Below are 26,022 nucleotides of genomic sequence, written 5' to 3'. Positions count from 1 at the left end.
CGTTCGCGTGTCCCCGCGGACGCGCCGGTCAGACGTTGGGGACCTTGAGTTTGTCCCAGCTCGTCCTGCCCGGTATGCCGTCCGCGTCGCTGCCCGAATAGCCGAGCTTGCGCTGCCATGCCGCGTACGACTTGCGGTCCGCCTCCGACCAATCGGGGCCCGGGCCCACCTCGTAGCGGCCGCAGCCCTCCGCGACCAAGCGTCTTCCCATCGCCGTGATGATGGCGCTGCGTCTGCCCACCTGGAAGAACGCCGCCCCGGGGAACGGCTCGTAGGTCGGCGCGGGCGGCGTGGTGGGCCCCGACGGTGCGCCGCCGAGCCGTTCCTTGATGCGGCCGCGCATCGCGTCCATGGTGAAGCCGCGCGGGTCGACCTTTCCCGGCTGCCACTCCTTGTGCCCGATGACCGAGCGCTGCGACCAGCCGTGGGCACGGCAGATCGCGGCCGCCGCCTTCTCGATCGCCTCCAACTGCGCCGCCGGCCACGGGTCCTTGCCGTCACCGAGGTTGACGCATTCGAAGCCGTAGAAGTGGCGGTTGCCGTCGGTATTGGCCTCGTTGTCGGCGGGCAGCGTCGCCGACTCGTTGATCACGGCGCGCAGCACGTCGTCGTCGCCGAGGCCGGCGTGGTTGGCCCGGCCGTTGCCGACCAGATACACCGTCCCGTCCTTGGCGATCACGCCGTGGCACAGCGGGCCCGGCAGACTGGAGTAGCCGTTGTAGCAGAGCTCGACGGAACTTGTGGTGCCGGAGGTCACCGTGTGATGGATCATCACCCCGTTCACCGGTCCCCAAGGGCCCTTGTGGTTGCGGTTGTGCGTGCGCCAGCTTCGGTGCTCGACGACACGCAGTCCCTCGTTGCGTAAGGCTCTGAGCAGTTTGTCGGCGGACAGCGGCGTTGCCATCGTGGTGCTCCTTCCCGGCGGACCGTCAGTTCTCGGACCGTCACTGATCGTGTTGCCCGTTGGCGGGGCCCGTCGAACCGCCCGACGCCCCGCGCTCCGCGGCGACGGCCTCCTGCTCGGCGCTCTCCTCCGCGGCGAGTGCCTCCGCGTCGGCGGCGGGCAGCGGAGCGGCCAACGGCCCGAAGGCCAGCCGGAGATCGGCCACCGAGCCCTCGCCGAGGACCCAGGCGAGCGGGGCGCGGTGCACCCGCACCCCGTGCGGGGAGCGCAGCAGCGGGCGCCGGGCGCTGTCCACCGGCCACTCGACCGATCCCGTCGCCGTGCGCGCCGGGACCGTCCAGAAGTCACCGGAGCGGTAGGTCCTGCCCGCTTCGAAGTAGACGAACACCCCGTCCTCCAGGGGCAGCCAGACTCCCTCCTCGATGCGCAACGCGCCCCCGCGGGACTTCGACGCGACCGTCCTCGAGCGGCCGGAGTCGGCCGGACGGGAACCGGGACGGTGGTCCCAGCGCCGCAGATACGGGGCGAGTTCGGGCCGCCTGCCCACCGACGGGTCCGGCTCGCCGGACAGCCGCACCCGCCGGCCCGGCAGGTCGAGCTCCTCGACCCGCAGCAGCGGCAACGGTTCCCGGCGGCTCGTGTAAGCGGTGTCGATGAACTCGACCCAGTCGCCCACGTTCAGGCCGAGCTTGTCGTCGCTGCCGATCGAGCCGAGCTCCACCCATGTGCCGTCGAGTTCGTCGACCGGGAGGGTCACCGACCCGTTCTCCCTGGACCACTTGAACGTCGCCTCACCGGCCGGACCGCCCTCATGGACCTCCACCCGGTAGAGCTGGTTCTCCGGTCCCCGGTAGCGGGCGTCGGGACGCACCAGGCACGGGTCCTCGTCCGCCCGGTCCGGGCGTTCGCTGCGCGCCGCCATCCGCGCCGTCGGCGCCTGTGCCGCCTCCCACTTGGCGAATGCCTCGCGGACCTGGTCCTTGGTGGCCCCGTCCTCGAGTTCCAGCTCCGAGCCCGGCACCGGGACGACCTGCCACACCACCTTCCGGCGGGCCGCAGTGTCCGGCATCGCCGCCCCGAGCGCGACCTCGCGCAGCAGCGGGTCCTCCGCCGCCGTGACCGTCCGCTCCCACACCTGGAGGCAGGCCAGGTAGGGGAACCGGGTCGGCAGCCGGTCGCCGGGGCGCTCAGGGTCGCGGTGGCCGTCCGGCTGGTCCCAGTAGGTCCAGGTGGCCGGCGGGGCGGGCGGCTCCGTCGCCGCGTCGCCGGTCTCGTCGTCGTCCGGCACGGGTACGCCGGGAGCGGGCCGGGTGGCATCGACGAGGATGCCGTCGACGTAGTAGCGGCCCCCGCCGATGGACAGGTCGTCGAGTTCCCGGCTGCCGCCGAGGAAACGCACCTCGAAACCGGTCGCGCCCTGCGGCCCGCCGTGTGTGCCGATCAGGTCGGACAGAGCGGTGCGGGCCTGGTGGAGCTGGATCGCCGCCTGCTCGTTGGCGTCGGCGTCGAGCTGTACGCGGCCCTGCTGTGCGATTACCGCCGAGTAGTGCCGCTCCGGCCGGAAGGTGTCGCGCGAGATGTCAGCGTGCATGGGTTCGGTGTCCCCCTCGGGTAGTTCGGAAGAAGTCGTCTCAGGTGACGGGGATGATCCCGGCGTCCGTCCCGGCCGGGGTGTACTCGGCGAGCCGGGCCCGCAGGCTGTCCTCGCGCTGCGGTTCGTACAGATCGTGGAAGACGCCCATCTCGGAGCCGTCGTCGGCGCCCCGGCGGATCTCGGGCGGGCACGCGTCGGACAGCCGGCCGTATGCGGGTGTGCCGTACCGCTCACTCGTGAACAGCGGCCGCAGCGGCTCGCCGCCCGCGAGGTCCGGCAGGCAACGGTGCCGGCGCGGAGTGCGGGAGCCCGGCGGCACGTACGAGTACCGCAGGCAGCCGACGCCGCGCCGGGCCACCCGCATCTGCCCGGTGAAGACGCTGTTCTCGCCGATCTCGACCGCGTGCGTGTGCACCTCCCCGATCACCGTCGTGCGATGGGCGTGCAGCACGGCGTGCGCCAGGCGGCAGTCCGGCGCGGACAGCGCCTCGCGGTCGTGGCCGGTGGCGTCGAGGACGCTGTCCCGGATGTGGATGGGCAGCGGATCGTGGTTCACTTCGTCGCCGATCACCTCGATGGTGCCGAGGATGCTCCGCTCGATCTGCACACAGGCGGTGGTTTGCTCCAGGACCAGGCTCGGCTCCTCGGGCGAGTGCGGATCGCACTCCGGTTCCAGCGACCAGCCGGGCACCAGCGTGCAGTGCCGCAGCACCACCGCGCCGACCGGGCCGCTCACGTTCAGCCCGCGCCCGGTGATCAGCAGCCCGTCGAGGACGATCCGCGGCGCGTCCCGGCCCGTCGGGCAGTCGTCCTGGGCGCGGATGTTGAGCGCGTCGGGACGGTTGCTGTACCAGTCGAGCAGCCGGATCACCGGACGACAGCCCTCGGCGGCCCGCAGCTCCAGCCGGTCGCCGCGCTCCAGGTCGAAGTCCAACTGCTCCTGGTAGGCGCCGCTGTGGGTGATCTCGATGACGCCCTCGGGGCCGCAACGGCCGGCCCGCCGGTCGCCGCGCCACTCCTCGTACGCGTCCATGATCTTCTGGAAACGCTGTCCGGGGCCCACCCGGTAGAACTCCGCCGCCGGCGAGGTGTCGCGCTCGCGCGGGTACTCGCCGCCGCCGGTGTCGTCCCCGAACGCGTAGTGGTAGGTGACCCACACGCCCTGCCGCGGCGCCGAACGCGACCCGAAGGCGATCCGCCCGAGCTCCGGGTCGACCGCCACCTGGCCACGCCTCGGCCGGTACCGCCACTGCGAGAGGTCCGCCACGACGATGTCCGACATCGGGACCGGCTCGTCCTGGCCGTCCCGCCAGATCGTGAAGCTCTTGCCCGGACCGTAGTGGTCCGCGAGCCGGTCGGCGAGCTGCCTGCGCCTGATGTACGCGGGCACGTTGTCGATCGTCGCGATGTGCGCCGCGGACGGCTCCGGCACCGGCTTCGTCACCAGCGGGCTGTCGTTGCCGAGGATGGAGAACGTGTACAGGCTGCGCGCCCGGTCGATGCAGTACGCCGGCGCCCGCGTCACGTGATACGGCTTCAGCCGCCACACGAACAGCCCCACACCGGCGGGGGACAGCCCGCCCTGCCGCCGCTCCGAGGCCGCCCTGCGCACATCCACGGACCGGGCCGTGGATGTGAACGGGGTACCGGCCAGGTCGAGTCGCGCTCCGTCGCGCACGTCGGCCAGACGGCCGCGGTCCAGCCGGCGGGAGTCGGCCGCGGCCGACCCCGACCCGTACAGCCGCACCGGCTGGTGGTGCGAGACCAGCCGGGAGAACTCGATGGCCCTGGCGGGCCATCCCGCGATCCCCTGCGCCATCTCCTCCAGCAGGTGCAGCGTGCCCTTGCGGCGCCGGTGGGCGACCGTGGCGGCCACGTCACGGCGCGGGGCGAGCGCCTCGGCGAGCCGCCGACGCGACTCCTCCTCCCCGCCGGCACCGCCCAGGCCGCCGGTCGGAACCCGCTCGTACCCGGGCAATGGCGTATAGCCCACCAGGTCACCGAGATACGGCAGCACCCAGGGCGCCGCCGTCTCCACGAACAGGTCCTCGTACCCCTGCTCGACGCCGTCCCGCACCAGATCCACCTGCTCGGCGATGACCGCGAGCAGCGCACGCAGCGGCTCCCCGCGCTCGGCGTCGCGCAGCCGGTGCCACTGCGGCAGCAGATCCGCGAGACCGTCCGGTTCCCTGCTCATGCGGTGACCTCCGTCAGAATCAGCGTGTCGGGCACCTGCGGTGTGAGCAGGGCGAGTTGAGCCGGCCGGACACCGCGGAAGACGAACACCCGCCGCCCCTTCTCCAGCGGCCGGGTGTCGGTGATGTCCGGGTTCAGACGCAGCAGTTCGGCGAGCGGGATGCCGTGGCGGCCCGCGACCGAGGTCAGCGTCTCGCCACCGTCGGCGGTGACGCGGTGCACCACCTCGTCGTACTCGGCGTGCCGGGCCGGGACCGTGTCCGCCGGCCCGCCGAGGCGTTCCGCCAGGCCGGCCAGTCCTTCCGGAGTGGCCGAGGCCGGGACGCCGCCGAAAACGTCGACGTCGACGTGTTCCACCCCCGGCACCCGGTGGGCCGTCGCCATCACCTCCGACAGCCGCGCCGGCCGGCCGAGTTCCCTGCCCCCTGGGCCGAAGGTGCGCAGCAGGGCCTGCCGGAGCCTCGGCTCCACGACCGTCCAGGTGTGGTCGGGCGCGACCTTCACCTTCGCCGCGAGGAGCAGCAGCACCGGCTCGCGGACGTCGACCCGCACCGGTAGCCGCCCGTCGCCGTACCGGGCCAGCGAGGACCGCAGGGCCCGAAGGACGTCGGAGTCACCGGCGACCGGGATGTCGTCGACGCCGGCCACCGTCACGTGCAGCACCTGGCGCCGGCCGTCGAAGACCTCCCGGGCCACGGCCCGGCCGATGCCGGCCCGCGAGCGGGCGAAGTCCTCGTAGTCCTTCACCGACACCAGCCTGTCGAGCGCCGACGCGGCCAGCGGGACCGTGCGCCGGGTCAGGCCCGGCCCGTCGGCGTCCGCGCCGCCCGTCGCGGCCTGCGGGTTGGTCACTCCGGTGACGCCGAGCGGGCGGGTGACCGCCTGGGTGATGCGGTTCGCCCGCACGTTCGCCGCCCGGCCGGTGCCGAAGCGGTAGCGGGCCCGCACGTTCTCGCTCCCGGTGGGCAGCCGGGCGCCGTGCACCCCGTCGCCGAAGGTCACCGTCGTACGGCCGTCGGCCGTGGTGCCCGTGACGTACACACGGTCGCGCGGCCCGCGCCCGGCGAGGCTGTCCACCTCGTGCCACAGCAGCCCGTCGACGCGGATCTCCAGCTCCGGAGTCGCGCCCAGGGGATTGCCGGCGGGCAGCCAGGTCAGCGGGGACTGCCACAGGGCGAAGGTCTGGTTCGGCCGGTCCGTGCTCCCGCTGCCGATCGGCTCGTCGCGGCTCTCGCCGTGCGTCGCCGCCACCACGTTGCCCAGCACGCGCACCGTGTCACGGCGGTAGCGGTACGCCAGCTTCGAGGTGAGCCGCAGCCGGGTGTGCACATGGTCGCCCGGCAGCCGCGGATCGATCACCTGCTCCACCCCCGCGACCACCACCAGCTCCGTGCCCGCGACTCCCGAAGCGCCCGGGGAGCCGGGCTGCACGTCCGTCCGCTCCCCGGAGACGATCAGATGTCGTCCGGGTCGTAACCCGTCGTACAGCTCGGCGAGTTCGATCTCGTCGCCGTGCACGTCCTCGCCGAGGGGCTCGTCGGCGGGGCGCAGCGGCTGCCCGTCGGCGTGCACGGTGGTGTCGCGGATGTTGGACAGCAGCACGTCGTGCTCGTCCAGCCACGGATCGGCGAGCGTCAGCTCCGTCCCGCGGCCCGTGATGCCGTAGTTGGTGTACACCGCCGTGCGGACCGCGGTGACCCGTGTCGTGACGAACTTCAGCTTCTCGTCGCCCGGGATCCCGTCCGGGCCTTCCGCGCCCTTGCGGGGACGCTCGATCGCGACCCAGCTGCCGACCGTGATCGAGTCCCGGACCGAGTCGAGGGGCAGGACATGGCGGTTCGCGGGCTCCGGCACCGTCGCGATGCCGATGACGACGTTCGCGGGCTCGCTGCCGACCGTGTAGGACACCGTCAGCTCGAAGTCACCGTGCCGGATCTGGTGGTGCTCACCGGGGGCCAGGTGCCAGGCCTTCGTGTCACCGTTGTTCACCGCCACATGGACCCGCCCGTCCTCACCCGGACGCGATACGAACAGCGTCCGGTCCGGCAGACCGTCGTGCAGCTGCGCGGTGACGCCGGGCTCTTGCGAGTCCGCGGGCCTTCGGCTCAGCCAGCTCAGATCATTGTCCTGAGCTGCCCGCGTACGCAGTGTGATCCGGCCGGGACCGAGGTCGAACGACTTCTCCGACGGCAGATTCTCCGACACCTGCACGGACGAACCGGTCTCGGTGTGCTGGAACTCCGCGCGCACCGGCACCCGTCCCGCGGGGTCGTACACCAGCCGCATCGTGGTGAGCGCCGCGCCCGTCAGCGGCCAGTCCGCCTGCCGGATCACCCTGCCGCGCTCGTCCTGCACCGGCCGCAGCGGAGCGGTCGCACCGAACGGTGCCCCCGTGAAACGCATCGCCTGGAGCTCGCGCAGCAGCGCGGGCTCCGTCGGGGACGTCTGCCGCCACGCCGCGTACATTCCGTCCGCCACCCGCGGATCGAGCGCCCGGAGCAGCTGCGCGCCCAGCTCCGAGCCGGCGACCGGCAGCCGGCCCGCCGCCCGACGGATGCCGGCACCGGGCCGTACATCGCGGGTGCGCAGGGCCGGCAGCACCGCGCCCAGCGCCCGCAGCGCCGACGCGCCCTCCGACGGGCGCGTCCCGTCGGGCGGGGCCGGGCGGGACGGCTCCAGGGCGGCCGCCCGCTCCCGCAGCTCGCCGACCACCGCCTCCAACTGCTCGAACCAGGCCGCCACGTCCTCGTGGGCGGCGGCCACCACCTGAGCCTCCGCCAGCCGGTCGTGCGGTTCCGCGAGACGCGCGGCGAACGCGGCGGGCGTGCCGATCGCTTCCAGATCGGCCCGCAGAGGGGCCAGGACCTGGGCGTCGAACTCCGCGATGTACCGGCTGACCGGACGCGGATCGGGGTTGGCCGGCGTCGGTTCCCCGTCCTCGACATCCCGCTCGTCCTCCGTGATCCACTGGCGCAGCTCGTCGACCAGCTCGGCCAGCATCGGCGGCGCCGACTGCGGCAGCCCGATCGCCGTGACGTCGTCCTCGCGGTCGGTACGGATCCGGGCCACCGGCAGCAGCAGCCGCCGTCCCTCCGGCCCGCCCTCCTCGCCCGCGAAGACGAACAGCAGCCGGTCGCCCGCCGTCAGCGCGGTGGACGTTCCCGACACGAAGATCTCCGAACGCCGTGTCAGGTCCGCCGGCGTCAGCAGCGACGGCCGCCGCCTGCGCACCGACAGCGTGTTCCACGCCGCCCGCGCCGTCAGGTCCTCGCTCGTCTCGAAGACCTGCGAGTCCTCGCCGGACTTCGTCGGCACACTGTTGCTGCGTGCGCCCCGCGGAATCACCACGGAGATGTCCGGGTCCCGCGGATCGTGGTCGAGGGAGTACGCGAGGTGGGTGTCGGCGGCGATCCCCGGCCGCGGCCGGTGCCCCACCAGCCGGCCCAGCAGGGCCAGCGAACGGTGTTCGTCGGCGGTCCGCAGATACGCCTCGTCGGCGATCCGCTCCGAGTGGAAGGTGAGCAGATCAGCGACCACCGCCCACGAGTCGAGCAGGCCGATGGCCGGATCGTCGGGCGTACGGGCCGTCAGGCCGCGCAGCGCCGGATAGGCGGGCGAGGCCAGCCGGTCCAGCATGGCCGCCAGGAACGAGCCGTACTCGCCCACCCGGTAGTCCAGAGCGCTGCGGCCCGGAGGGTTGTACAGCGCCCTCGGCGCGTGACGCTCGTCCTGGCCGCCGCAGCCGCAGTCGCACGCGCCGGTCATCGCGCACCTCCGCCGAGCTCGATGGACAGCCGCCCGTTCTCGGGCCGGTCGGGGTCGTTGTCGCAACGCGCGATCTCCAGCGGGCCGAGCCGCAGCACGCCTGCCTCCAGTGCCGTGTGGTCGATGTGTTCCGGATACGAAGCGGTCGGTTCGAAGAGCCTCTGGAGCCGGGTCACCCGCACGCTCTCCACTCCCTGCACGGCGGCCGCCGCGGCCACCAGGCGGCTCAGCCGCACCGGCTCGCCGAACGTCAGCGCGTCCGGGTGGAAGAAGCCGAGCCGCCCGCCGGGCAGGCGCCGGCTGCCCAGCAGCCGGTACAGCTCGGCGAGGATCCGACCGTGCTGATGACCCGGCGCCGCGCACACCTCGATCGCCACGTCCAGCGGCACACTGCGCGCCGGACCCACCACCAGGTCGTGTCCGATACGCCGGCAGCCCTCCAGGGCGTGCGCCACCGCGTCCAGAAGCTGCGGGCCGGCGTCCCCGGCCACCGCCGCGTCGACGGCCACATGCGCCTCCTGCACACTGCCGGTCCAGCGGATCTCCGCCGCCGCCCGCTGGACACCGGGCACGGCCGAGGCCAGCGCTGCATAGTCCTCGGCGGTGACCGCACGCAGCCGGGAGCGCTTGAGATCGAGCGGTGCCAGCTGCCGCACCTGCTCCAGCGGCTCCGGCTCCGTGCCGCCCACCGCCGGCAGCGGGTTGCGCACACCGGCGACAGGCATCGCCCCGCCCGCGTCCGACGCGTCCGGATCACGGCACAGCACCAAATGGTTCACGGCCTCCGCGCCGACATTGCCGGCCGTACCGCCGCCGAGCCGGTAGTGCAGCTTCAGACGGGCTCCCGGCCGCGGCCGCGCCCCGTGCCGGCCGTCGCCGAACCGCAGTGCGATCCGGCCGTCGTCCTCCAGCTCGCCGACGAAGTGACGCTCCCGCGCCCCACTGCTCAGCAGATCCCGCCGCGGGGACCAGACGTCGTCCCGGTCGACGACCGTGACCGCCGGCAGAGCCTCTCGCGGATCCTGCCGCAGCGCGGCGGCCGGGCCTCGCAGCTCCGGCTCGTCCGGATGGAGACCCGCCGCGTACGCCGGGCCCCAGGTGTGCGCGACCTCCCAGGCGATGCCGCCGTCCAGCACCGCGCCCGCACGGGCCCGCGCCGTCAGCACCTCCAGCCGGCGCAGCTTCCCGGCCAGCAGCCGCTCACTGCGGTGCAGCAACTCCCGCAGCGCCGCGACCGGATGACGCCGCAGTTCGACACGCTCCAGCACCTTCAGCCCGAACAGCACCGTCAGCTCGCTGATCTCCGCCTCCGTGAGACCGTCGCAGTCCCGGGCGCTGCGCCACAGTTCCACCAGCCGGTCCCGCACCCGCCCCGGGACGGCGGCGAGCCGGTCCGCCTGACCGGCGGACACATGCGCGGACAACGGGAACGGCACGGCCTGCACGACGGGGGAGCGGTGCAGTACCGGACGGAACCGTCGCCGGATGCCCGGATACACCAGCTGCGCCAGCAGCGTCTCGAGTGCGTCCGCCTGCTCGTACGCCGTTCCCGGCACCACCTTCTCCCGCCGGCGGCCGGCGAGTTCGAGACCGAGCCCCGCACGGACCGTCTCCTCCTCGCCGACGACCTCGAACAGCTCGCGTATCTGACCGGCGGTCAGCAGCCCTCCCCGCCGAGTCCGGTCCAGGCGGGCGCCGATCAGATCAGCGACCGCGTTGCCGGCGTCATCGTCCCGGCAGCCGAAGCCGGACGGGTCGCACGAACCGAGCACGGCCGGTTCCGCGGGCACCGTCACCGTCTCCGGGGTGCCGCCGCAGAAGGTGAGGGAACGGCCGTGGTCGACCAGCGTCACATTGCCGCGTGCCACACTCACGTCGGCGACCGGTTCGCAGTTCCTGCCGCCGCGGGTGGACAGGCACACGGGGAACGTGAGCGCGTCCTCCTGCGCCCATGTCACTTCCAGCACCGGCTGATCGCACAGCGTGTCCACAACAGGGGTCACGGAGGTGAGCCGTACGGCCTGCCGGTGCGCCGGATCGGCGTCGCCGGGCGTACCCGAACGCGGTCCGCGAACCTCCTCGATCAGCAGCAGATCGCCCGGCACCAGCCGCAACTCCCGGCGTGTGCACTCCTCGTCGGCCCACTCGTCGCGCAGCGTCGCCGACGTCGCCCCCTTGGGCAGCGAGCACACCTCCTCGCCCCAGGTCCAGAACCGGACCCTGTTGTGCGCGGGGTGCAGCACCAGCGGCTCGGTGGCCACGACCGGTTCGAACACCTCGACACCACCGCGCTCGTTGAGGACCGCCAGCTCGCGATCGTCGATCACCGTGCCGATCTCCGGCCGGTCCCGTGGGCCGAGCCCGCGTACGTCGACGGCCGCGAACCGGAACGTGCCCGGCAGCAGCGTCAGTTCCCGCGCCACCTCCACCGTCACGAACGTGCGCGCGTTGCAGCCGTCGTGCATCGGATAGTCGATCAGTCGTACGTGCCGGCGCACGGACACTCGCCGCCGGGCGGTGTCCAGGTACGCCTCCGTCGCCACCGCGTCCTGCTGGTAGCTGATCCGGTCGCCGGTGTGCGCCAGCAGCTCCACCAGCGTCATCCCCAGATCCGCCGGGTTGCGTTCCACCCAGTCGGGAGTGGTCAGCGCCAGGCGGTCCAGGACCAGCCGGCGGATCGACTCGTAGTCCCGCGCGGTGTAGTCGACGACGGGTGCGGCCGGGAGGCCGGGCCGCTCGCCGCCCGGGTCGTCCTTGCAGTCGAACGGCGTCGGACAGTCGATCCGGAACTCGAATTCCGCGGAGAAGTAGCGCTGGTCGAAGCCCGGGAACGGCTCGGTGCCCGGCCGCCCGTACGGGTCCGTGTCCACCACGGAGAGCCGGTAGCGGCCGGTGTCGCCGGTCCGGTCGACCGTCACCAGCAGCCGGTCGTCAAGCTCCGGGTCCTCCTCCCGCTCGACCGAGACGTCGACCGCCCGGACCCCCGTGATCCGACGCCCGCCGTCGATACGGATGTTCTCCGGGCACAGCCCGTGCGGGGCCTTTCCGAGGAACGTCACCGTGAGGGTGAGACCGTCGTCGCCCACCTCCACCGCGTCGACGCCGCCGAGCTGCGCCGAGCGCACCTTGCCCCGCCTGCCGTCGGTGCGGCAGACCAACTCCTCGCTCACGCCGCTCATGCGGGCCCGCTCCCCTCGAACACGTCGTCACGCCGGCTCCCCGTGGAGCGCACCGTGTAGGACAGATGGACCCGCACCACGTTCTCCTCGCTGACCACGTCGAGGGCCTCCACCTCGATCACCTCGCCCAGTACGCGCTGCAGAGACGCCTGCACCGACAGCTCCAGGGCGGATGCCAACTCGGGACTGTTCGGCGTGAAGACCAGATCCAGCAGCCCGCAGCCGAAGTCGGGCCGCATCACCCGCTCGCCCGGGCTGGTGAACAGCAACTGCTCGATGAGATCCCGCACATGCTCGTCGTACGCGGCGTGCGCCGTACGACCGCGCCGGTCGCTGCGGAACGGGAACGCGATGTCACCGCGTCGTCGGACCGTCATCCGCACATCACCCCCCGGCGGTCCCCGGAGACGACCGCCGGCCCCTGCGGCACGAGCGCGGCGTCGAAGCACTGCGCCGCCGTGGTGTCCAGGAGCACAGCCACCCCGTCGACCAGCACACCGCGCTCCGGCGGACCGAAACGGATGCTGGTGCACGGGCGCGGGACACCGTTCACGGTGTGCGCGCAGCCGGCCACGGCGAACACGTCGGACGCCGTGCGGACGGGCTGCCCGTCGACGAGCACGTCACTGGCGGCGCCCGCGGCGAACGCCCGGCCGCCGTGCGGACAGTGCAGCACGGAGGCCGCGCTGACGCAGGTCCCTGAGGCCCCGGAGTTCCCCGAGGCCCGTGTGTATCCGGACAAGACTCTTCTCTCCCCGTTGTCGATCACTGCTTGCCCGGCACGATCAGCCGGCCGTCGTTGACGTTGACCTCGGCGCCACTGAGCACGATCGAGGCGCCCTGGCCGTTGGCGATCGTTACGCCCTTCTCGTCGACCTGGATGTACGCGCCGCTCTGCGCCTGGAGCCTTATGCCGTGGCCGCCCGGGACGTCGCCCATCACCAGCTTGTGCTTGTCGGACGTCTGGATCACCACGTTCTGGTGCGCCGGACCGCCCGTGAGCGCGTCCGGCGGCAACTCCGCACTGTCCCCGTACCAACAACCCGTCCAGATCGGGTAGCTGGGGTCGCCCTGCTCGAACTCCACCCACACCCCGGCCCCGCTCGCGGGCACGACGTACTGCCCCGAGCCCGGCCCGGTGAACGGCAGGCACGGCAGCGCCCAGGTGGAGGTCTCGTTGCCGAGAACGTCCGGTACCTGCACCGTGACGCGGCCGATCTTCAGCGGATCGTCGTTGCTCACCACCCGCCCCCGGAACTTGCCGAGAAACCGGTTGTTCGGTCCTGCAGCCATGCGTGGTTACTCCTGGTCCCCTGGTCCTTGGTGCGCGCCTACGGCCGCACGGTGCCGCTTCGGGCGATGAGCCCCTCGCGCGAGAGCGTGAAGTTCTGCTGGTACGAGCCGGGCCTGATGTTGTGCGTCACGGACTTCACGTAGTAGTCGCCGTCGTACGTCACACCGGCGCCGCGGACGCCGACGAGTTCGCGCGGCCGCAGGATGTACCCGTGACGGTTGACGTCCAGCGAGCCGGAGCCGGAGATCGCGTCGGCGGACAGTGCGGCACGCGCCAGCAGTTCGGCCTGCGCCTGCTCCGACTCCATCTTCGCCGTCCCGGACAGCCGCCGACGCCGGAGCGCGGGTGTCGCCCGGCGCCCCAGCGGCGGACGCAACGGCCCGATGTCGGGCTGCGGGAGCAGCAGGCTGTCCCGGGTGGTCATGTTCTGCACCCGCGCCTGCGGCTCCTCGCGGGCCGTCCCGTCGTACGCGAACGTCAGCTGGTCCACCGTGGAGTTGGCGTCCATGTTCACGTTCAGGGCATGCTGACGGTCCCCGATCCGGCGCTCCGGGCCCCACACCGCCGTGGAGAGGCCCGGGCGCGGGCCCGGCTCCAGATAGAAGATGTAGCCGTTGGCCCGGGCCAGTTCGGTGAGGTACCCCAGGTCGGTCCCCGTCTTGTATTCGACCCGCAGCCTCTCGCGCGGCGGCTGCTCGATCTTCTCCTGATAGACCCGCGGCTCGATCCCGTAGTCGGCGTACTTCGCGAGGATCCGGCCGACCCGCTGCGACGGCCGCATGTTCGGGTACCGGTCCGTGTACTCCTCGAGGTCCATCAGGATCGACAGGTCCTCGCCGGTCACCGTGAGCGTCGAATGCCCCGGCTGATTGCTCGCCCCGACCTCCTGACGCACGATCAGCCCGTCGAGCAGCACCTCCGGGGTGCCCCTCACGCTCACCGACAGGATCACCCGGGTCTTCGGGTCGAAGAACCCCTCGGGCAGCAGCCGCCGGGACAGGGCACCCGTCTTGGTCAGGTCGAACGCCAGCTGGAAACCGCCGCGTTCGCCGGCCGTCGCCGTGATCTGCGCGGACAGCAGCGCCTCGACGACCTCCGGCGGCACGGGCCGGGTCAGCCGGGGGCCCGTCTGCAGGGTGATGTGAACGGGTCCCTGCCCGACCGGCTGCTCAGACATACCGGTCCCCGTGGACGGGGAAGCCGCCGGCGTGCGGGATCCGGATGTCCCGGCCCGCCTCGCCGGTCAGCTCCTGGGGGTCCAGCACCGGATTGGCGTCCGCGATCTGCCACCACTGACCCGGGTCCCCGAAATAGCGCTGCGCCAGCAGGTCAGGACGCTCTCCGCTGCTGACGGTGTGCGTCGCGGAGTCGTCGTCGGCGCGCTCGTCGCCGAGCGGGGGCAGCAAGCGGCGCTTGGTGTACCGCACTTCGGTGCCGTCCGGGGTGCGGTGCACCCCGATCTCGGCGTCGTGGTAGCGGCTGGAGCGGGGGTAGGGGTGGGCGCCGGGTATCGCGTCCATGGCGCTCTCGTAGGGCTCGATCTCTGCCATGTCCTTCAGACCCTCCCCGTGATGCCGCTGATCCCGTTGCGCCCGGCCAGCCCCAGCACGGCGAGCCCGCCGCCGCGGGCGGCCCTGGCGAGCTGCTCCTTCTGCGCGAGATGCGCCATGTACAGGTCCGCGCCGCGGTGCCCGGCCGGCAGATCGCTGACGCTGAGCACCTTCATGCCCATGCTGAGGCTCGCGCGGATCGGATTCAGGTTCACGTCGAACGCGGACTCGTTGATGGACAGCTCCGTGAGCCGCACGGGCATGACGCGCTTGGCCCCCCACGTGAAGAGGGTGAGCGGCATCTCGATCGGACTGATCTCGATGGTCCCCTTCTTCGTGAGCCGGGACGCCTCGCGCAACTGCGCGGTCGTCGGATGCACGAGCATCTCGAGGGTCGCGAGTTCGGGGTGGATCCCGTCGGGAGCGGCGACCTCGAACTGATCGGTGGCGTCGATCTCGGCGGTGAACTTCCACGTCTCCTGGGCGGGGCCCTTGAGGCGGAGGGCCTCGTTCCTGTCCCCGGACCCGCTGCCCCCTCCGCCGGCATCACCGGACCCTCCCGCGGCCTGGGGCGAGAGACTGCGCTCGAGAGTGTCCGGGTTGAATTGGAGCACGATGATGCGCTGGGGGGTGCCGCGCTCGGGGTCGACGACGACGATGCCGGAGCGGATGGGCTTGGGGATGTCGGCGTAGCGGGTCACATGCGCTCCCGGAGGCGGGCCTTGAGGTCCGTGTAGTCGTGATCGGGAAAGAACCGCGGAAATACCTCCAGCATTTCCTTGAGTCCCTCGGCGATGGGCGTGAAGCCTTCATCACCGAAACCTGCGTCACAGAACAGGTACTGCCAGCCGATGGTTCCCTTGGTCACCATCAGCGTGTCCAGGTACGTTCCGTAGTCGAGTTCCATCTCCATGGCGCCCTGTCGCATGTCGAAGAACCAGATCTCGGGATCCGTGGTGCCGGGCGTGGCACGCAGCCCGGCCATGCGTCCGCTTCCCGTCTGAGGCGTGTTGTCGAAGATTCGCAGCTCTTTGTAGAGCGCGCGCTCCCGGTCGTCGGTTCCTTCCCATGTGTGCGACATGAGCCTTCTGCTGTACACATGATTTAGATCGAATTCGCCGACCAGCTCGGAGCCCTGGTCTGCCGATTGCCAATACGCTGAAATTTTTTCGAATCGGAAGAAATTTCGACGAACCTCCGGGCCGAACGGCAAGTCATAATCCTCGGCCAGACTTCCGAAGACGTAGTCAGGGTCGTCCAAATACTCCGGCACCTCACCGAATTTTGCCTCCCATACCGTCAGTCCGGATGAACTTTGAATCTCCTCGAAGACCTTTGCGCAGAGCCCTTCGAACGGAAAAGGTTGATGCTTGCCGTCGGGATTCATAATTCCTCACACCCTCAGTTTGACCTTGTCCTGTGCGATCAGGTCGTCAAGCTTGCGGAGCATGTCAGGCAAGCCGCGCATGAAGTCGGGCCCACGCCTTCCCTTCCAGGCCCGAAGAACCGGCTCGATTCCAAGCAGCGTCTTGAACTTTCCTGCGTCTTCACGTGCATCAATGACGTGTCCGGCGAGCCTCTCGGAGCATTCGAGCATGCCGGCGATGGTCGTCGCACCGGCCGTGTTGATGAAGAGGGTTCCCCCTTCGTCCTTGTCGGGCGGCTCAACGTGCCGGGGATACTGTTTCTCCGTGCCTTTCCGGGCCCAATCGCTCCGCTTTTTCCCGGTACCGCGAACTTTCTCGTATCCGCCGTACGCGGCATGGATATAGCTGGGGAAGTCGGCGAAGTCCTTGGTGCGCGAGTACCCGAACCGGACCTCCGTCTTGTACCAGATGATCTTCCCCTGCTTGGGGATGGCACCGTAGGCCTCATCCTCGATGTTCTCCCGGAACGGGATATTGGTCTGCGGACCGCGTGCGGGCACGAGGTTGTTGCCGGTGGCCTTGCCGCCGAGCCGCTCCGGCAGGAGGTGCATCCTCACCCAGGCGGAGTTCTCACTCAGACCGTTCTTCGTGATGTAGTCCCAACCCGGCGGCTGTCCCTTCTTCGCCTTGGAGGCATCCTGGCCCGGTCCACCGAACGCCGTCTTCGCGGAGGTCCCGAGGTACTCGGAGAAGTGTCCCGCACTCCCGCGACCAGGCTTGACGTCATTGAAGTCCGGCCACTTGGGATCGGGGATGTCGTTGTACTCCCGCAGCCTCGCCGCGTTGGCCAACTTCACCATCTGCTTCCGCAGGGCCCGACGGCGGGGCTTGTACTTGTCCCGGTCCGCCTTTTTCACCTTCGCCGGAATTCCCTTCTGGATTCTCGTGGCGCGGTTGTACTTACTCACGGCGGCCTTGAGATACAGCTCCTGGTTGTCCCGCTCGGTCGACGGCTCCTGCTTCGCGATGTCCTCTCGCCATTCGGCAATGAACTTAGTGACCTCTTCCGGAATGCTGTGAACGTAAAGACCTGCGTCCGTGCCGCGGCCGTGGAACCTCAGCACGTGCCGCTCCCCGTCGTCGGCGTCAGCGAACGGCACATCCGGCAGGTCGACCGACTCGGTCCCGTCGTCCCGCCTGTCCCGGCGGATCCTGCCCGGGTCGCGCGAGCGGTCGTCGTCGCGCATCCGGTCCCGCCGGCGGCGCCACAGGTCCTTGAGGCGCCGCAGCCGGTCGTTCAGGCGGTTGCCGAACTTGCGGCGGGCCTTGCCGCGGAGCTTGTCCGCCGCGCGACGCGCCCTGTTACGAGCCGACTTGACGGTCTGGTGGGCGCGCCGGGTGCGGCGGCGGTCCTTGTCCCGCCTCCTGTCCCTGTCGCGGTCCCGGTCCGTGTCACGGCGTCGGCCGCCCTCGTCCCGGTCGTCCGTGCGGCGGCCGTGGCCGGGGCGGTCCCGGTCGGGATCGCGGTCGTTGGTGCTGCGGCGGTCGGAGCGGAGCGTGTCGCGCGCGGGACCGCGGCGCGCGGGGCGGTCGTCACGGTCGTCGTCGCGGGTTCGTCGCTCCCCGTCCCGCATCCGCTTCCGAGCCGCGTTGACCTCGCGCCCCTCCTCACGCCGCTCCTCGTCGTCCCGGCGCTTCTTCGGCCTCGTCGTATGGCTGAAGCGCGACTTCTTCTCGGGTGAGGAACGCTTGCCGGGACGCGGCCGAGCCGGCGGGCGGGATGCCTTGTCCGGCGACGGTTTGCGCGAGGGAGGCCGGGTGGTCGGCGTGTCGGATTCCTTGTCGGCCGGGGGGCGGTCGTCGTCCTTGGGCTTGCTCGGCGCGTCCGGCGGCGCAGGGGCGTCGGAACCGTCCGGCTTCTCCTTCTTCTTGCGCAGGTTCTTCAGCATGTCACCGAGCTTCTCGGCCACCTTGCCCATGAACCTCCCGACGCCCTCGATCAGGAACTCGTAGATCAACTCCAGGAGCGCGACCACGCCCGCGGCCACCGCCTTCGCGAAGGGCTGGGCGCCGTTGCCGCTCTTGACCGACTTGAGAAAGTCCATGAATGCGCCGAAAGCGGCGAGGATCTCACTCAGCGCGCCCCACGCCGTCTTCAGGGCGTCGATGATCGCCATGACCCAACCGGCACCGGGGATCAGTTTTGCGACGACCTTCTCGACCACCAGCACACCGATGATGACCGGAAGTTGGGGCAGTGCCTCGTCCCACGCCATCTGCGCCATCTGCTCGACGGTCACCCCGCCGGAGATCAGCTCCTGGAACTGGTCCATCGGGATCCCGATGATCTCCTGGACCTTCTGGTTGAACCAGGCCTTGACCGCGCTCGTGACCTCGTTGAAGAGGTGGTCCCTGGCACCGGTGTCCGCGGCGGCACCCGCCTTGCTGATCCAGTCGCCGGGGTCGGAGACGATGTCGTTGAAGATGGCCGCCCACTCGCCGAGGCCTTCCACCACGGCGGCACCGAACTCCAGCGCACCGACGGCAGCGGTCTCTGCGACCTCGACGGCCGCCAGCATTCCGGTCTCAAGGGCGTCGAGTCCGGCGAGCAGCGCCCCGCACAGGCCGTCGAGCAGCTTCCCCGCGACTTCCTTGAGCCCGTCCGCGAACTGGTTGACCTTCTCGACGGCCCAGTCGCGCGCACCATCGATGGTGTTGCGCCACTTGTCGCGCATCGCCGGGTAGTCGGCCAGAAGTTCGTCACCGAGAGCGATCAACGCGTCGGCGAATTTGTTGATCTTGTCGATCACCCAATTGCGCGCGTCCTCAATGAGTTTGAAGACCTGCTGCTTGAACTTGTCGATGAGGTCGGTGACGATGTGCCGCGCCTTCTCGAAGACGCTCTTGATGGCGTTCTTGAGATCCTCGAAGAACTGCTTCAGCTTCTCGATCGCCTCTTCGAGCCAGTTGTCGGCGTCGTCCTTGCCCTCCTCCTGCTTCTTTTCCGCCTCCTTCTCGGCGTTGGCCTGCTCGTCCGTGATCTTCTTGTTGTCGTCCTCGGTGCGCTTGTCGACGTCCTTGTCGGTCTCCTCTTCCTTGCCCTTGATGTCCTTGCGGACCTCGTCGTACTTCTTGCCCTTCTTGCCGTCGATCTCCGAGGTCTTGTCGTCCTGCTCCTTGCGCCACTTGTCGCGCGAGTCGGAGATGTCGGAGCGGCCCTTGTCACGGGTGTCGGCCTGCTTCCTACTGCTGGCGTCGACCTCGCGCTTCAGGTCCTGGTCGTGCTTCTGCCGGTCGTCCCGCGCCTTGTCGTCCTTGTTCTTGCGCTCCTGCGACATCTTCTGCCGGCCCTCGCCGAAGCCGGCCTGGATCTGAGGCCCGCGGTCGTGCTCGGCCACGGCGGACGCGGACTCGATCGGCACCCCTCCGCCGGGCATCGTGCGACCGGCGCCCTTGGCGTTCTTGCCGGTGCCGCCAGGCACCTTGCCGGTCAGGGTCTCGGTGGGAACGTCCGGATAGATCTGGTCCTCGCCCATCGGGCGAGCCGCGTCCGCCCGGCCGGAGCGGTGCAGTTCCGTCTTCCGCTCGTCGAGCTTCTGGGCCTGTTCGTCGGTGCGTCGAGGGTCCGAGTCGTTCTCCAGCGGGAGCCTGGGGGCGTCGCCCACCCTGGCGTTCTGCAGGCCCTCGTCCTTCGTCGGGAGTCCGAGGATCGAGTCGATCAGGTCGTCGAGCGGAAGGATCTCCTTCAGGAGCTTGCCGAAGAGCTGTGCGCCGATCGTGACGGCGATGTCCCACCAGCTCGGCTCGGGCACGTTCGCACCCGGAATTTCACCTTCCGGCTTCTGCTCCCCGGCGATCTCGGGAGTCTTGCCCGGAGCGGCCTCGGTACGGGCCACCTTGGCGTTGGTGTATGTCCCCGGCGCCGACGCCGTCGGGCCACCGGGCACCGTCCGCGGGGAGCCGGACGGCCGCTGCTCCCTCGGCGGCGCCTTGCGCAGGGCGGTGCGCTCCTTGTCCACCGACCGGCCGACCGCGCCGTTCACCCCCTTGAGCGTGTCCAGCATCTGATGTGGCTTGAGGCCCGCCGCCGTCGCGAGCCCCGCCTCTGGCGTGGTGTTCGAGACATCCGGCGCGGCAGCCTGCTTATTGGGCTTGGCCGGGGACGATGCGCCTGCCCTGCCGCCGCGGCCCCGTGCCGGCGGGGGAGCGGAGGACGAGCGACCGCCGCCGCTTCCACCGGCTCCGCCTCGGCGCGCGTTCCGCGCGACTTGCCGTGCGGCCTGCCGCTTCCTGCCCGACGGCATGGACCGGGCGGCTGCGCCCGCCGTGCCGGAGCCCTGACCACCTCCGGCCTTGGGCGTGTTGGTTTTCGCCTCCGTGGCGGACATGGGTGAGGGGCCGTTGCCCGCCGCCAGTTGCGGAGCAGGGCCGGACCCGGAGCCGGACCCTGGTGCGGAGACCCTGTCCGGGCCGGTCTCCGGTCCCGGCGATGTGGCGTTGCCGTTGCCCTCGGTGACGCCCTGTTGGTCGGGGCCGGGGGTCGCCTTGGCATCGGGAGCGCCCTGGCCAGTGCCAGTTCCTGGTCCGCTGCCGCCGGCACCCGTTGTGTCCTCGCCCTCGGCGGTCGGCTTGCCGGCCCCCTTGTCCGATGCGGCGCTCGGCTCCGTCTCGCTCTTCGCCGGGGCGCCGGCGGGCTGCGAAGGCTGCTTCGCGGTGCCCTCCGCCTGGCCGCTGCTGTCCGCCTTCTTACCGGACGCCTGGGGCGAACCGGCGTCCTGGGTACGGGCGTCCTCGTCAGCCTTGGCCAGACGTTCGGACCCGGCCGGTCCGCCGGCCGTCGGGGGCGCGTCGGCTTCCGCACCGTCGGCGTTGCGGGCCTCATCATCCCGTCGGCGGGCCTCGGCGTCCTCCGCTCGTTGCTCCGACTGTCGCTTCTCGGCGTCCCCTCCTACGGCTTCCGCCGAGGTGGGCCCGGACAGCGGCCCACTATCGCCCGGTCCGCCGGTTCCCCGGGGCCCGAGGTCCTGCTCGGCGGACGTGACGTCCGACAGCTCCAGGGCGGTCCGGCTCTCGGAGTCCGCCTCGTCCGTGCGATCGGGTGCGCCCCGGGACCCCTTGGACCCCTCGGGCTCCGCCGCTTCCTCGGCGGTGTCCGATTCCGAGTCGCCCTCGGTGGACGAGATTCCCGGTACCCGGGGTTCTCCCCTCCTGCGCCGCTGGAACAGCCGCGGATCGTCGGCGGTGTCCGGGCCCTTCAGATCCGCGTCGGCGTCCGCCGCACCAGAGCCTTCCGCCGCCCCGGCGTCCGGTTCTTCCACCGCGTCCTGCTCGGATTCGGCCTCCAGCCCCAACGGCTCGTCGTCGACGCCCTGTTCGTTCGTGGGGTCGCCCGTGGCGCGGGATGGCCGCGTGTCACCGGTACGGGCCCTCTCGCCGGGCTCGGCGCCGCTCCTGTCGACGGGCGACGGGGCGGAAGCGGTGTTCTCGGCGGCCGCCGACCCCTCGCCCTCGCCTGCCCGCTGCTCTCCAGCCTGCTGCTCCGCCTCCTGCGGTGCCTCCTCCTGGCCTCCGGCTTCCTTCCGCTCCTCCTCGGCGGCCCGGTCGTCCTGCGTCGCCTCGTCCTTCTGCGCGCTGTCGTCCTGGGCCTTCTGCTGCTGCTCCTGAGCAGAGGCGTTCCTGTCCTCCCGGGCGGAGGCATCCCTGTCCACCTGCTGGGACTGCGACCGGTCCTGCTGCCGCGCCGCGGCCTCCTCCCGGTCCTGTGAAGCGGCCTCCTCCGGCGAAGTGCTGCCCTTCCCGTCGCCGGCCGCTCCCTCCTTGCCCTCGGTCCTCGGCCGCCTGCCGTCGCCCGCGCCGGACTCGTCCTGCTCGGGCTCGGGACCGCCTCCGGCGCCCTCTCGCCGTTCGCGGGCATCCGGCCGCTCGTCGGCGGACGCGTCGCGCCGACGCTCCTCCGCGATCTCCTCTCCCGCCCCGGGCACAGCCACGGGCGCCACCGCTGCATCCAGCGGCAGGGGCCCCGCCGCCTCGGTCTCCTCGACGAGGTCCAGCACCCGGTCGAGGACGGGCGCCGACAGCCGTGTCTCGAGTCGGTCGAGGACCAGCTCCTGCACCTGAGGTGCCAGTCGCGCCAGTTGGAGCCGGACCCGGCCCGATCGGTCTTCCGGGTCGCCGCGCAGCGATCGCAGGACGCCATTGGCGACGCGGTCGATCAGGGTCGCGGGGTCCAGCTCCTCCATCCGGCGGCGATCGGCGTCCACGGTCGCATAGCGCAGCCAGCCGGGCGTCGCCTGACCGGTCCGTACCTCGGCCTCCTCGGGCCGTACGGCCTTCTCGCCCGAGGGGGCTGCCGCCTCCCGGACGAGGCTCTGTGCCGCCGACTCCGCCTCGCGCTCCATCGCCTGCTGCGGCAGGCTCACCGCGCCCAGGTCGCGCCCGGCCCGCAGGGTGCCGAGACCATGCGGGTTCTGCACCGTGTGCAGCAACTCGTGGGCGAGCAGGCGCTGTCCGTCGACCGTGCCGGGCCGGTAGGCGCCTTCGCGGAAGAAGATGTCCTGGCCGACGGCGACCGCGTCGGCGCCCAGCATCTCGGTGAGTGCGCCCGCGTCCCGGTCGGTGTGCAGCCGTACCCGGCCGAAGTCGTGGCCGAGCTGCTCCTCCAGCTCCCTGCGCACACTCACGTCGAGGGGCTGTCCCGCACCGCTGACGATGTTCTTCGGCTCCGGCACCCCGGACTTCGCACGGTCCTTGCGCTTGCGCTGCTTGCCCGACCGGTCCGGCCGTGACTCCTGCGAGTGGGCGGTGCTCATGACGCCACCTCGCCCCGGCCGGACAGACCGGCGTGCACCGCGCGCGCCAGCTCCTGGCCCAGACGGCGGGCGGAAGCGGTCGCGGGCAGCGGCGGCAGCCCTGCGAGCCCGTCCAGCGCACGGCCGCCGTCCGCCGCGAGCGGCACGCCCCGCTCCTTCACGAGCCGGACCAGTTCGGCCTGGAAGGCCGCACAGACCCGCTCGGCGTCGACGCCCCGGCCGAAACCGTCGAGCGCCAGCTCGCCGATGTCCACGCGCACGGTCGCTTCGCGCGGAGCCTCGTTCAGACCCATCCGTGGACCTCCGAAGGCGTCAAGGAGCGGTCCAGCTTGAGATATTCGGTGCGGGCTGCCTCCAGCATGTGACGCATCTGGAGCCGGTCGCCCTCCTCCGCCGCGAGGAACGCGCCGGACAGTGCGATGTTGCGGATGGAACCGCCCGCCACGGTCAGCCGGGCCAGCAGTTCGGGGTCGATGTCCTTCATCGGCGCCTGCGCAGGCAGCACCCGGCGCCAGATCTCGGCCCGCTCGCTCTCCCCGGGGAAGGGAAAGTCGACCACGAACCGGATACGGCGCATGAACGCCGTGTCCAGTGCCTGCTTCATGTTGGTGGTCAGGATCGCGAGACCCCGATACGCCTCCATCCGCATGAGCAGATAGCTCACCTCGAGGTTGGCGTACCGGTCATGGCTGTCCTTGACCTCGCTGCGCTTGCCGAACAGCGCGTCGGCCTCGTCGAACAGCAGCAGCGCGCCGCCCCGTTCCGCGGCGTCGAAGACCTTCCGCAGGTTCTTCTCGGTCTCACCGATGTATTTGCTGACCACCTGGGACAGATCGATGATGAACAGGTCCAGGCCCAGTTCCTTCGCCATCACCTCCGCTGCCAGCGTCTTGCCGGTGCCGGAGCCGCCGGCGAACAGGGCGGTGACGCCGAGGCCCCGCCGCAGGGTGTGGGCGAAGCCCCACTCCTGATAGACGGTGGGGCGCCGGCGCACATGCGCCACGATCTCGCGCAGGATCTTCAACTGCCTTTCCGACAGGACGAGATCGCCCCACCCGGCCTTGGGTTCGATGCGTCGGCCGAGCTCGTCCATGCCCATCCGGGCCTCGGTGAGACCGGCACGCCAGGCGAGCCCCGCCGCGTCCAGCTCGTCCTCACCGGGCAGGTCGCGTGCGACGGCCGCACCGGCCGAACGCACGAGGTGCGGCGGCAGGGAGAACTGGGCCACGAGGTCACGGAGGGCGGCCTCCGGCACCTCGGGCACCGACGCGAACGCGTCGGTCCACACGCCGAGCTGCTCGTCGGCGTCGAGCGGGGGCACACAGACGCGTTCGCCCCTCGGACGGTCCGTCGCCCGCGGTTCGAGGCTGGAGACAACGAGCGGAACGGCGGCGCTCTCGATGAACACGTCCGCGGCGGCCGCCTGTTCGCGGTCCAGGTCGCCCAACTCCACCAGCAGGGCGGCGGGCAGCAGGATCGCCTCGCGCTGCCACAGCCGGGCCAGCCGGTCCCGGTCGGCCGGCCCGGCCGGGACGTCGGCCGCCGACATCTCGTACAGGCCGAGCCCGGAACGTCGGGCGGCCGCAGCCGCGATGTCCGCGCGGCTGCGCAGGTCCCCGCCGACCAGCTCCACCCGCAGCGGCGCCCCCGGGACCGCGCCCGCCCAGCCGGCCGCGACCCGGCTCGCCGCCAGGTCGTAGGAGGCGGGGAGGGAGCCCGGGACGGAGGTGCGGCGCAGCAGCCCGTGCAGCCGGGAGTCGAGGTAGGGGGAGCCTGCGAGGAAGTGCAGGATGCGCTCGTCGAGGCGGAGCCGGGAGGTGGTGAGCCGGGTCTCGTCGTCGAGCTCGACGATCCGCCACCGACGCAGCGGTGCGACGGGGGTCAGCGCGCTCCAGTGGGGCGCGTCGAGTGCCGCGAGCGCCAAGGAGAAGGTGGGATGGGCACGCTCGGGGTCTCCGCAGGCGGCGGCGCACCGGGCGCCGGTCGTCGGATCGAGCTCGGCGGCGGCGGCGAGCAGCACGATGTCGCGTTCGAAGGAACTGAGTCCGAAGCAGGCGACGAGCGCGTCGAGCGCGGTGGGCCCGTCGACGGGGGACGTGTCGCCGTGGTGGTCGTCGCGCCGTGCGAGCCCGTCGCCGCGGCCGGCGAGCGGCTCAGCCGCTCCGGTCGACGGGGCGGTGTCCGCCCGGTCGGGTGCAACGCCTTGACCGCCTCCCGCAGGAGTCGCCGCCGCCCGGTCGGGGGCCGTGTCCGCCCCGGCTCCCCGGGCCCCGCCCCCATGAGCTTCGTCCCGCTGCCGGGTGCTGTCACCCGCGTGCCCGCCGAGGTGCCCCGCCCGCGCGGCGTGCGCGTCGACCCGGTTCAGTACCGCCCGGATCGCCGAAGTCAGCGCGTGGCCCTGGGCCGCCGCCATGGCGGGGCCGCCACCCTCCTCGTACGTGCCCATGTCCTCACCCGCCCCCGTCCCCGACACCCCGGCTCAGCTCGTTCCGTCCTGCTGCGGCTGTGGCTCGCCCGGTCCGCCCGCCTTACGGGAACGGCCCGGCGCCGCCGCCCGCTTGACCGCCTGCTTCGCCGGCGTACGCCCGCCGGCCGGCTGCTCCTTGCGTGCGCGTGCCGCAACGGACCGCTTGGCCGCCGCCGCTACGCCCGACCCGGCGCGAGACGTCTCCACCGGCTCGGCGGTACCGTCGGGCGCCTCTCCGGTCTCTTCAAAGGGTGTGCCGGAGCCCGGCGGCACCGGCGCGCCGGGCGCGCCGAACGGCAGTACCCGTACGGTCCGTTCCGTCACCGGCTTCGCCGGCACCGGCCGTTCGCGGCCCTCGATCAGCACCAGCGAAGCCTGGTACGCCACCGACAGGGCGTACGGGGTCTGGTGCAGCATCCCCCACAGCTTCGACGTCTCGTCGATGTCCATCACCGTCGGCGTGAAGCGGACCTTCTGCGTCGACTCGGCCAGATCGGAGCCCGCGAGGTACGGCGCCTGGGCCGCCAGTTCGATGACGTCCTTCGGCAGCACGGGGATCTCGTGGAGCGTGCGGATCACGCAGCCGATGAGCCGCTGGCCGACGAGCGTGGCCTCTTCCCCGTAGGCGCTGATCAGATAGTGCAGGTCCAGTGCGGCGGCGGGGCGCTTGCGCAGGGTGCCGTCCGGCCCGCGGGTGGGCAGGTCGGCATGGCGCATGGCCGGGTTGGGCGTCACCTGGTAGAGGAACACCGTGATGGTCGGGTCGGTGGGCGGCTCGTTCGGCGGCTTGCGCGTCTCGACGTTGACTGCGAGGTCCATCTCGGGCGCCAGGTTGTCCGCGATGAGCAGGCTCAGTGCCTGGGTGACCGTCGCGACGGCGAGTGCGTTGCTCATGTC

General features: G+C 71.6%; 16 protein-coding genes. All 16 read right to left on the bottom strand.

Going from position 1 to position 26,022, the window contains the following annotated elements; genetic code table 11:
* Window positions 1-28: 28 nt before the first annotated feature.
* The 16 genes from MDN94_RS25680 to MDN94_RS25605 are packed head-to-tail and all read right to left on the bottom strand — an operon-like array spanning window position 29 to window position 26,019.
* Window positions 29-904 (bottom strand): peptidoglycan-binding protein, encoded by an 876-nt coding sequence (locus MDN94_RS25680; RefSeq protein WP_482728273.1) that lies wholly within the window; start codon window positions 902-904, stop codon window positions 29-31.
* Window positions 905-944: 40 nt separating this feature from the next.
* The gene (locus MDN94_RS25675; protein ID WP_482728272.1) at window positions 945-2,495 is read right to left on the bottom strand and encodes a DUF6519 domain-containing protein; all 1,551 of its coding nucleotides are present in this window, start codon (window positions 2,493-2,495) and stop codon (window positions 945-947) included.
* Window positions 2,496-2,535: 40 nt separating this feature from the next.
* Entirely contained in the window at window positions 2,536-4,695 is a 2,160-nt protein-coding gene (locus MDN94_RS25670) for a hypothetical protein (protein ID WP_482728271.1), read from the bottom strand.
* Window positions 4,692-8,459, bottom strand: a complete 3,768-nt coding sequence (locus tag MDN94_RS25665) for a putative baseplate assembly protein (protein ID WP_482728270.1) — start codon at window positions 8,457-8,459, stop codon at window positions 4,692-4,694. The genes MDN94_RS25670 and MDN94_RS25665 overlap by 4 nt, the downstream gene beginning before the upstream one ends.
* A complete protein-coding gene (locus tag MDN94_RS25660; RefSeq protein ID WP_482728269.1) occupies window positions 8,456-11,638 on the bottom strand; it encodes a putative baseplate assembly protein in 3,183 nt (1,060 codons plus the stop codon). Before MDN94_RS25660 ends, MDN94_RS25665 begins: the two co-directional genes overlap by 4 nt.
* On the bottom strand, window positions 11,635-12,015 hold the full coding sequence (locus MDN94_RS25655) for a GPW/gp25 family protein (protein ID WP_307704818.1): 381 nt from the start codon (window positions 12,013-12,015) through the stop codon (window positions 11,635-11,637). Before MDN94_RS25655 ends, MDN94_RS25660 begins: the two co-directional genes overlap by 4 nt.
* A complete protein-coding gene (locus MDN94_RS25650; RefSeq protein WP_482728268.1) occupies window positions 12,012-12,380 on the bottom strand; it encodes a hypothetical protein in 369 nt (122 codons plus the stop codon). Before MDN94_RS25650 ends, MDN94_RS25655 begins: the two co-directional genes overlap by 4 nt.
* Before the next feature lie 23 nt (window positions 12,381-12,403).
* The gene (locus MDN94_RS25645; protein WP_482728267.1) at window positions 12,404-12,931 is read right to left on the bottom strand and encodes a phage baseplate assembly protein V; all 528 of its coding nucleotides are present in this window, start codon (window positions 12,929-12,931) and stop codon (window positions 12,404-12,406) included.
* Window positions 12,932-12,969: 38 nt separating this feature from the next.
* A complete protein-coding gene (locus tag MDN94_RS25640; RefSeq protein WP_482728266.1) occupies window positions 12,970-14,109 on the bottom strand; it encodes a hypothetical protein in 1,140 nt (379 codons plus the stop codon).
* A complete protein-coding gene (locus MDN94_RS25635; RefSeq protein WP_482728265.1) occupies window positions 14,102-14,482 on the bottom strand; it encodes a LysM peptidoglycan-binding domain-containing protein in 381 nt (126 codons plus the stop codon). The genes MDN94_RS25640 and MDN94_RS25635 overlap by 8 nt, the downstream gene beginning before the upstream one ends.
* 5 nt (window positions 14,483-14,487) lie before the next feature.
* The gene (locus tag MDN94_RS25630; protein WP_482728264.1) at window positions 14,488-15,183 is read right to left on the bottom strand and encodes a hypothetical protein; all 696 of its coding nucleotides are present in this window, start codon (window positions 15,181-15,183) and stop codon (window positions 14,488-14,490) included.
* Entirely contained in the window at window positions 15,180-15,869 is a 690-nt protein-coding gene (locus tag MDN94_RS25625; protein WP_482728263.1) for a hypothetical protein, read from the bottom strand. The genes MDN94_RS25630 and MDN94_RS25625 overlap by 4 nt, the downstream gene beginning before the upstream one ends.
* A gap of 6 nt (window positions 15,870-15,875) precedes the next feature.
* Window positions 15,876-22,658 carry an eCIS core domain-containing protein gene (locus MDN94_RS25620; protein WP_482728262.1) on the bottom strand — a complete coding sequence of 2,261 codons (6,783 nt, stop codon included), beginning with the start codon at window positions 22,656-22,658 and terminating at the stop codon, window positions 15,876-15,878.
* Window positions 22,655-22,951, bottom strand: coding sequence for a hypothetical protein (locus tag MDN94_RS25615; protein ID WP_482728261.1), 297 nt, complete (start codon window positions 22,949-22,951; stop codon window positions 22,655-22,657). The genes MDN94_RS25620 and MDN94_RS25615 overlap by 4 nt, the downstream gene beginning before the upstream one ends.
* Window positions 22,942-25,104, bottom strand: a complete 2,163-nt coding sequence (locus tag MDN94_RS25610) for an ATP-binding protein (RefSeq protein WP_482728260.1) — start codon at window positions 25,102-25,104, stop codon at window positions 22,942-22,944. Before MDN94_RS25610 ends, MDN94_RS25615 begins: the two co-directional genes overlap by 10 nt.
* A gap of 33 nt (window positions 25,105-25,137) precedes the next feature.
* On the bottom strand, window positions 25,138-26,019 hold the full coding sequence (locus MDN94_RS25605) for a Pvc16 family protein (protein ID WP_482728259.1): 882 nt from the start codon (window positions 26,017-26,019) through the stop codon (window positions 25,138-25,140).
* Window positions 26,020-26,022 lie beyond the last annotated feature (3 nt).

The organism is Streptomyces sp. WAC00040 (genome assembly GCF_056835925.1).
This window is presented reverse-complemented; position numbering and strand designations above follow the sequence as displayed.

Excerpts from the sequence above, each read along its gene's own strand:
- MDN94_RS25680 (WP_482728273.1), bottom strand. The coding sequence starts at position 904 with ATGGCAACGCCGCTGTCCGCCGACAAACTGCTCAGAGCCTTACGCAAC.
- MDN94_RS25675 (WP_482728272.1), bottom strand. The coding sequence starts at position 2,495 with ATGCACGCTGACATCTCGCGCGACACCTTCCGGCCGGAGCGGCACTAC.
- MDN94_RS25670 (WP_482728271.1), bottom strand. The coding sequence starts at position 4,695 with ATGAGCAGGGAACCGGACGGTCTCGCGGATCTGCTGCCGCAGTGGCAC.
- MDN94_RS25665 (WP_482728270.1), bottom strand. The coding sequence starts at position 8,459 with ATGACCGGCGCGTGCGACTGCGGCTGCGGCGGCCAGGACGAGCGTCAC.
- MDN94_RS25660 (WP_482728269.1), bottom strand. The coding sequence starts at position 11,638 with ATGAGCGGCGTGAGCGAGGAGTTGGTCTGCCGCACCGACGGCAGGCGG.
- MDN94_RS25655 (WP_307704818.1), bottom strand. The coding sequence starts at position 12,015 with ATGACGGTCCGACGACGCGGTGACATCGCGTTCCCGTTCCGCAGCGAC.
- MDN94_RS25645 (WP_482728267.1), bottom strand. The coding sequence starts at position 12,931 with ATGGCTGCAGGACCGAACAACCGGTTTCTCGGCAAGTTCCGGGGGCGG.
- MDN94_RS25640 (WP_482728266.1), bottom strand. The coding sequence starts at position 14,109 with ATGTCTGAGCAGCCGGTCGGGCAGGGACCCGTTCACATCACCCTGCAG.
- MDN94_RS25635 (WP_482728265.1), bottom strand. The coding sequence starts at position 14,482 with ATGGCAGAGATCGAGCCCTACGAGAGCGCCATGGACGCGATACCCGGC.
- MDN94_RS25625 (WP_482728263.1), bottom strand. The coding sequence starts at position 15,869 with ATGAATCCCGACGGCAAGCATCAACCTTTTCCGTTCGAAGGGCTCTGC.
- MDN94_RS25620 (WP_482728262.1), bottom strand. The coding sequence starts at position 22,658 with ATGAGCACCGCCCACTCGCAGGAGTCACGGCCGGACCGGTCGGGCAAG.
- MDN94_RS25615 (WP_482728261.1), bottom strand. The coding sequence starts at position 22,951 with ATGGGTCTGAACGAGGCTCCGCGCGAAGCGACCGTGCGCGTGGACATC.
- MDN94_RS25610 (WP_482728260.1), bottom strand. The coding sequence starts at position 25,104 with ATGGGCACGTACGAGGAGGGTGGCGGCCCCGCCATGGCGGCGGCCCAG.
- MDN94_RS25605 (WP_482728259.1), bottom strand. The coding sequence starts at position 26,019 with ATGAGCAACGCACTCGCCGTCGCGACGGTCACCCAGGCACTGAGCCTG.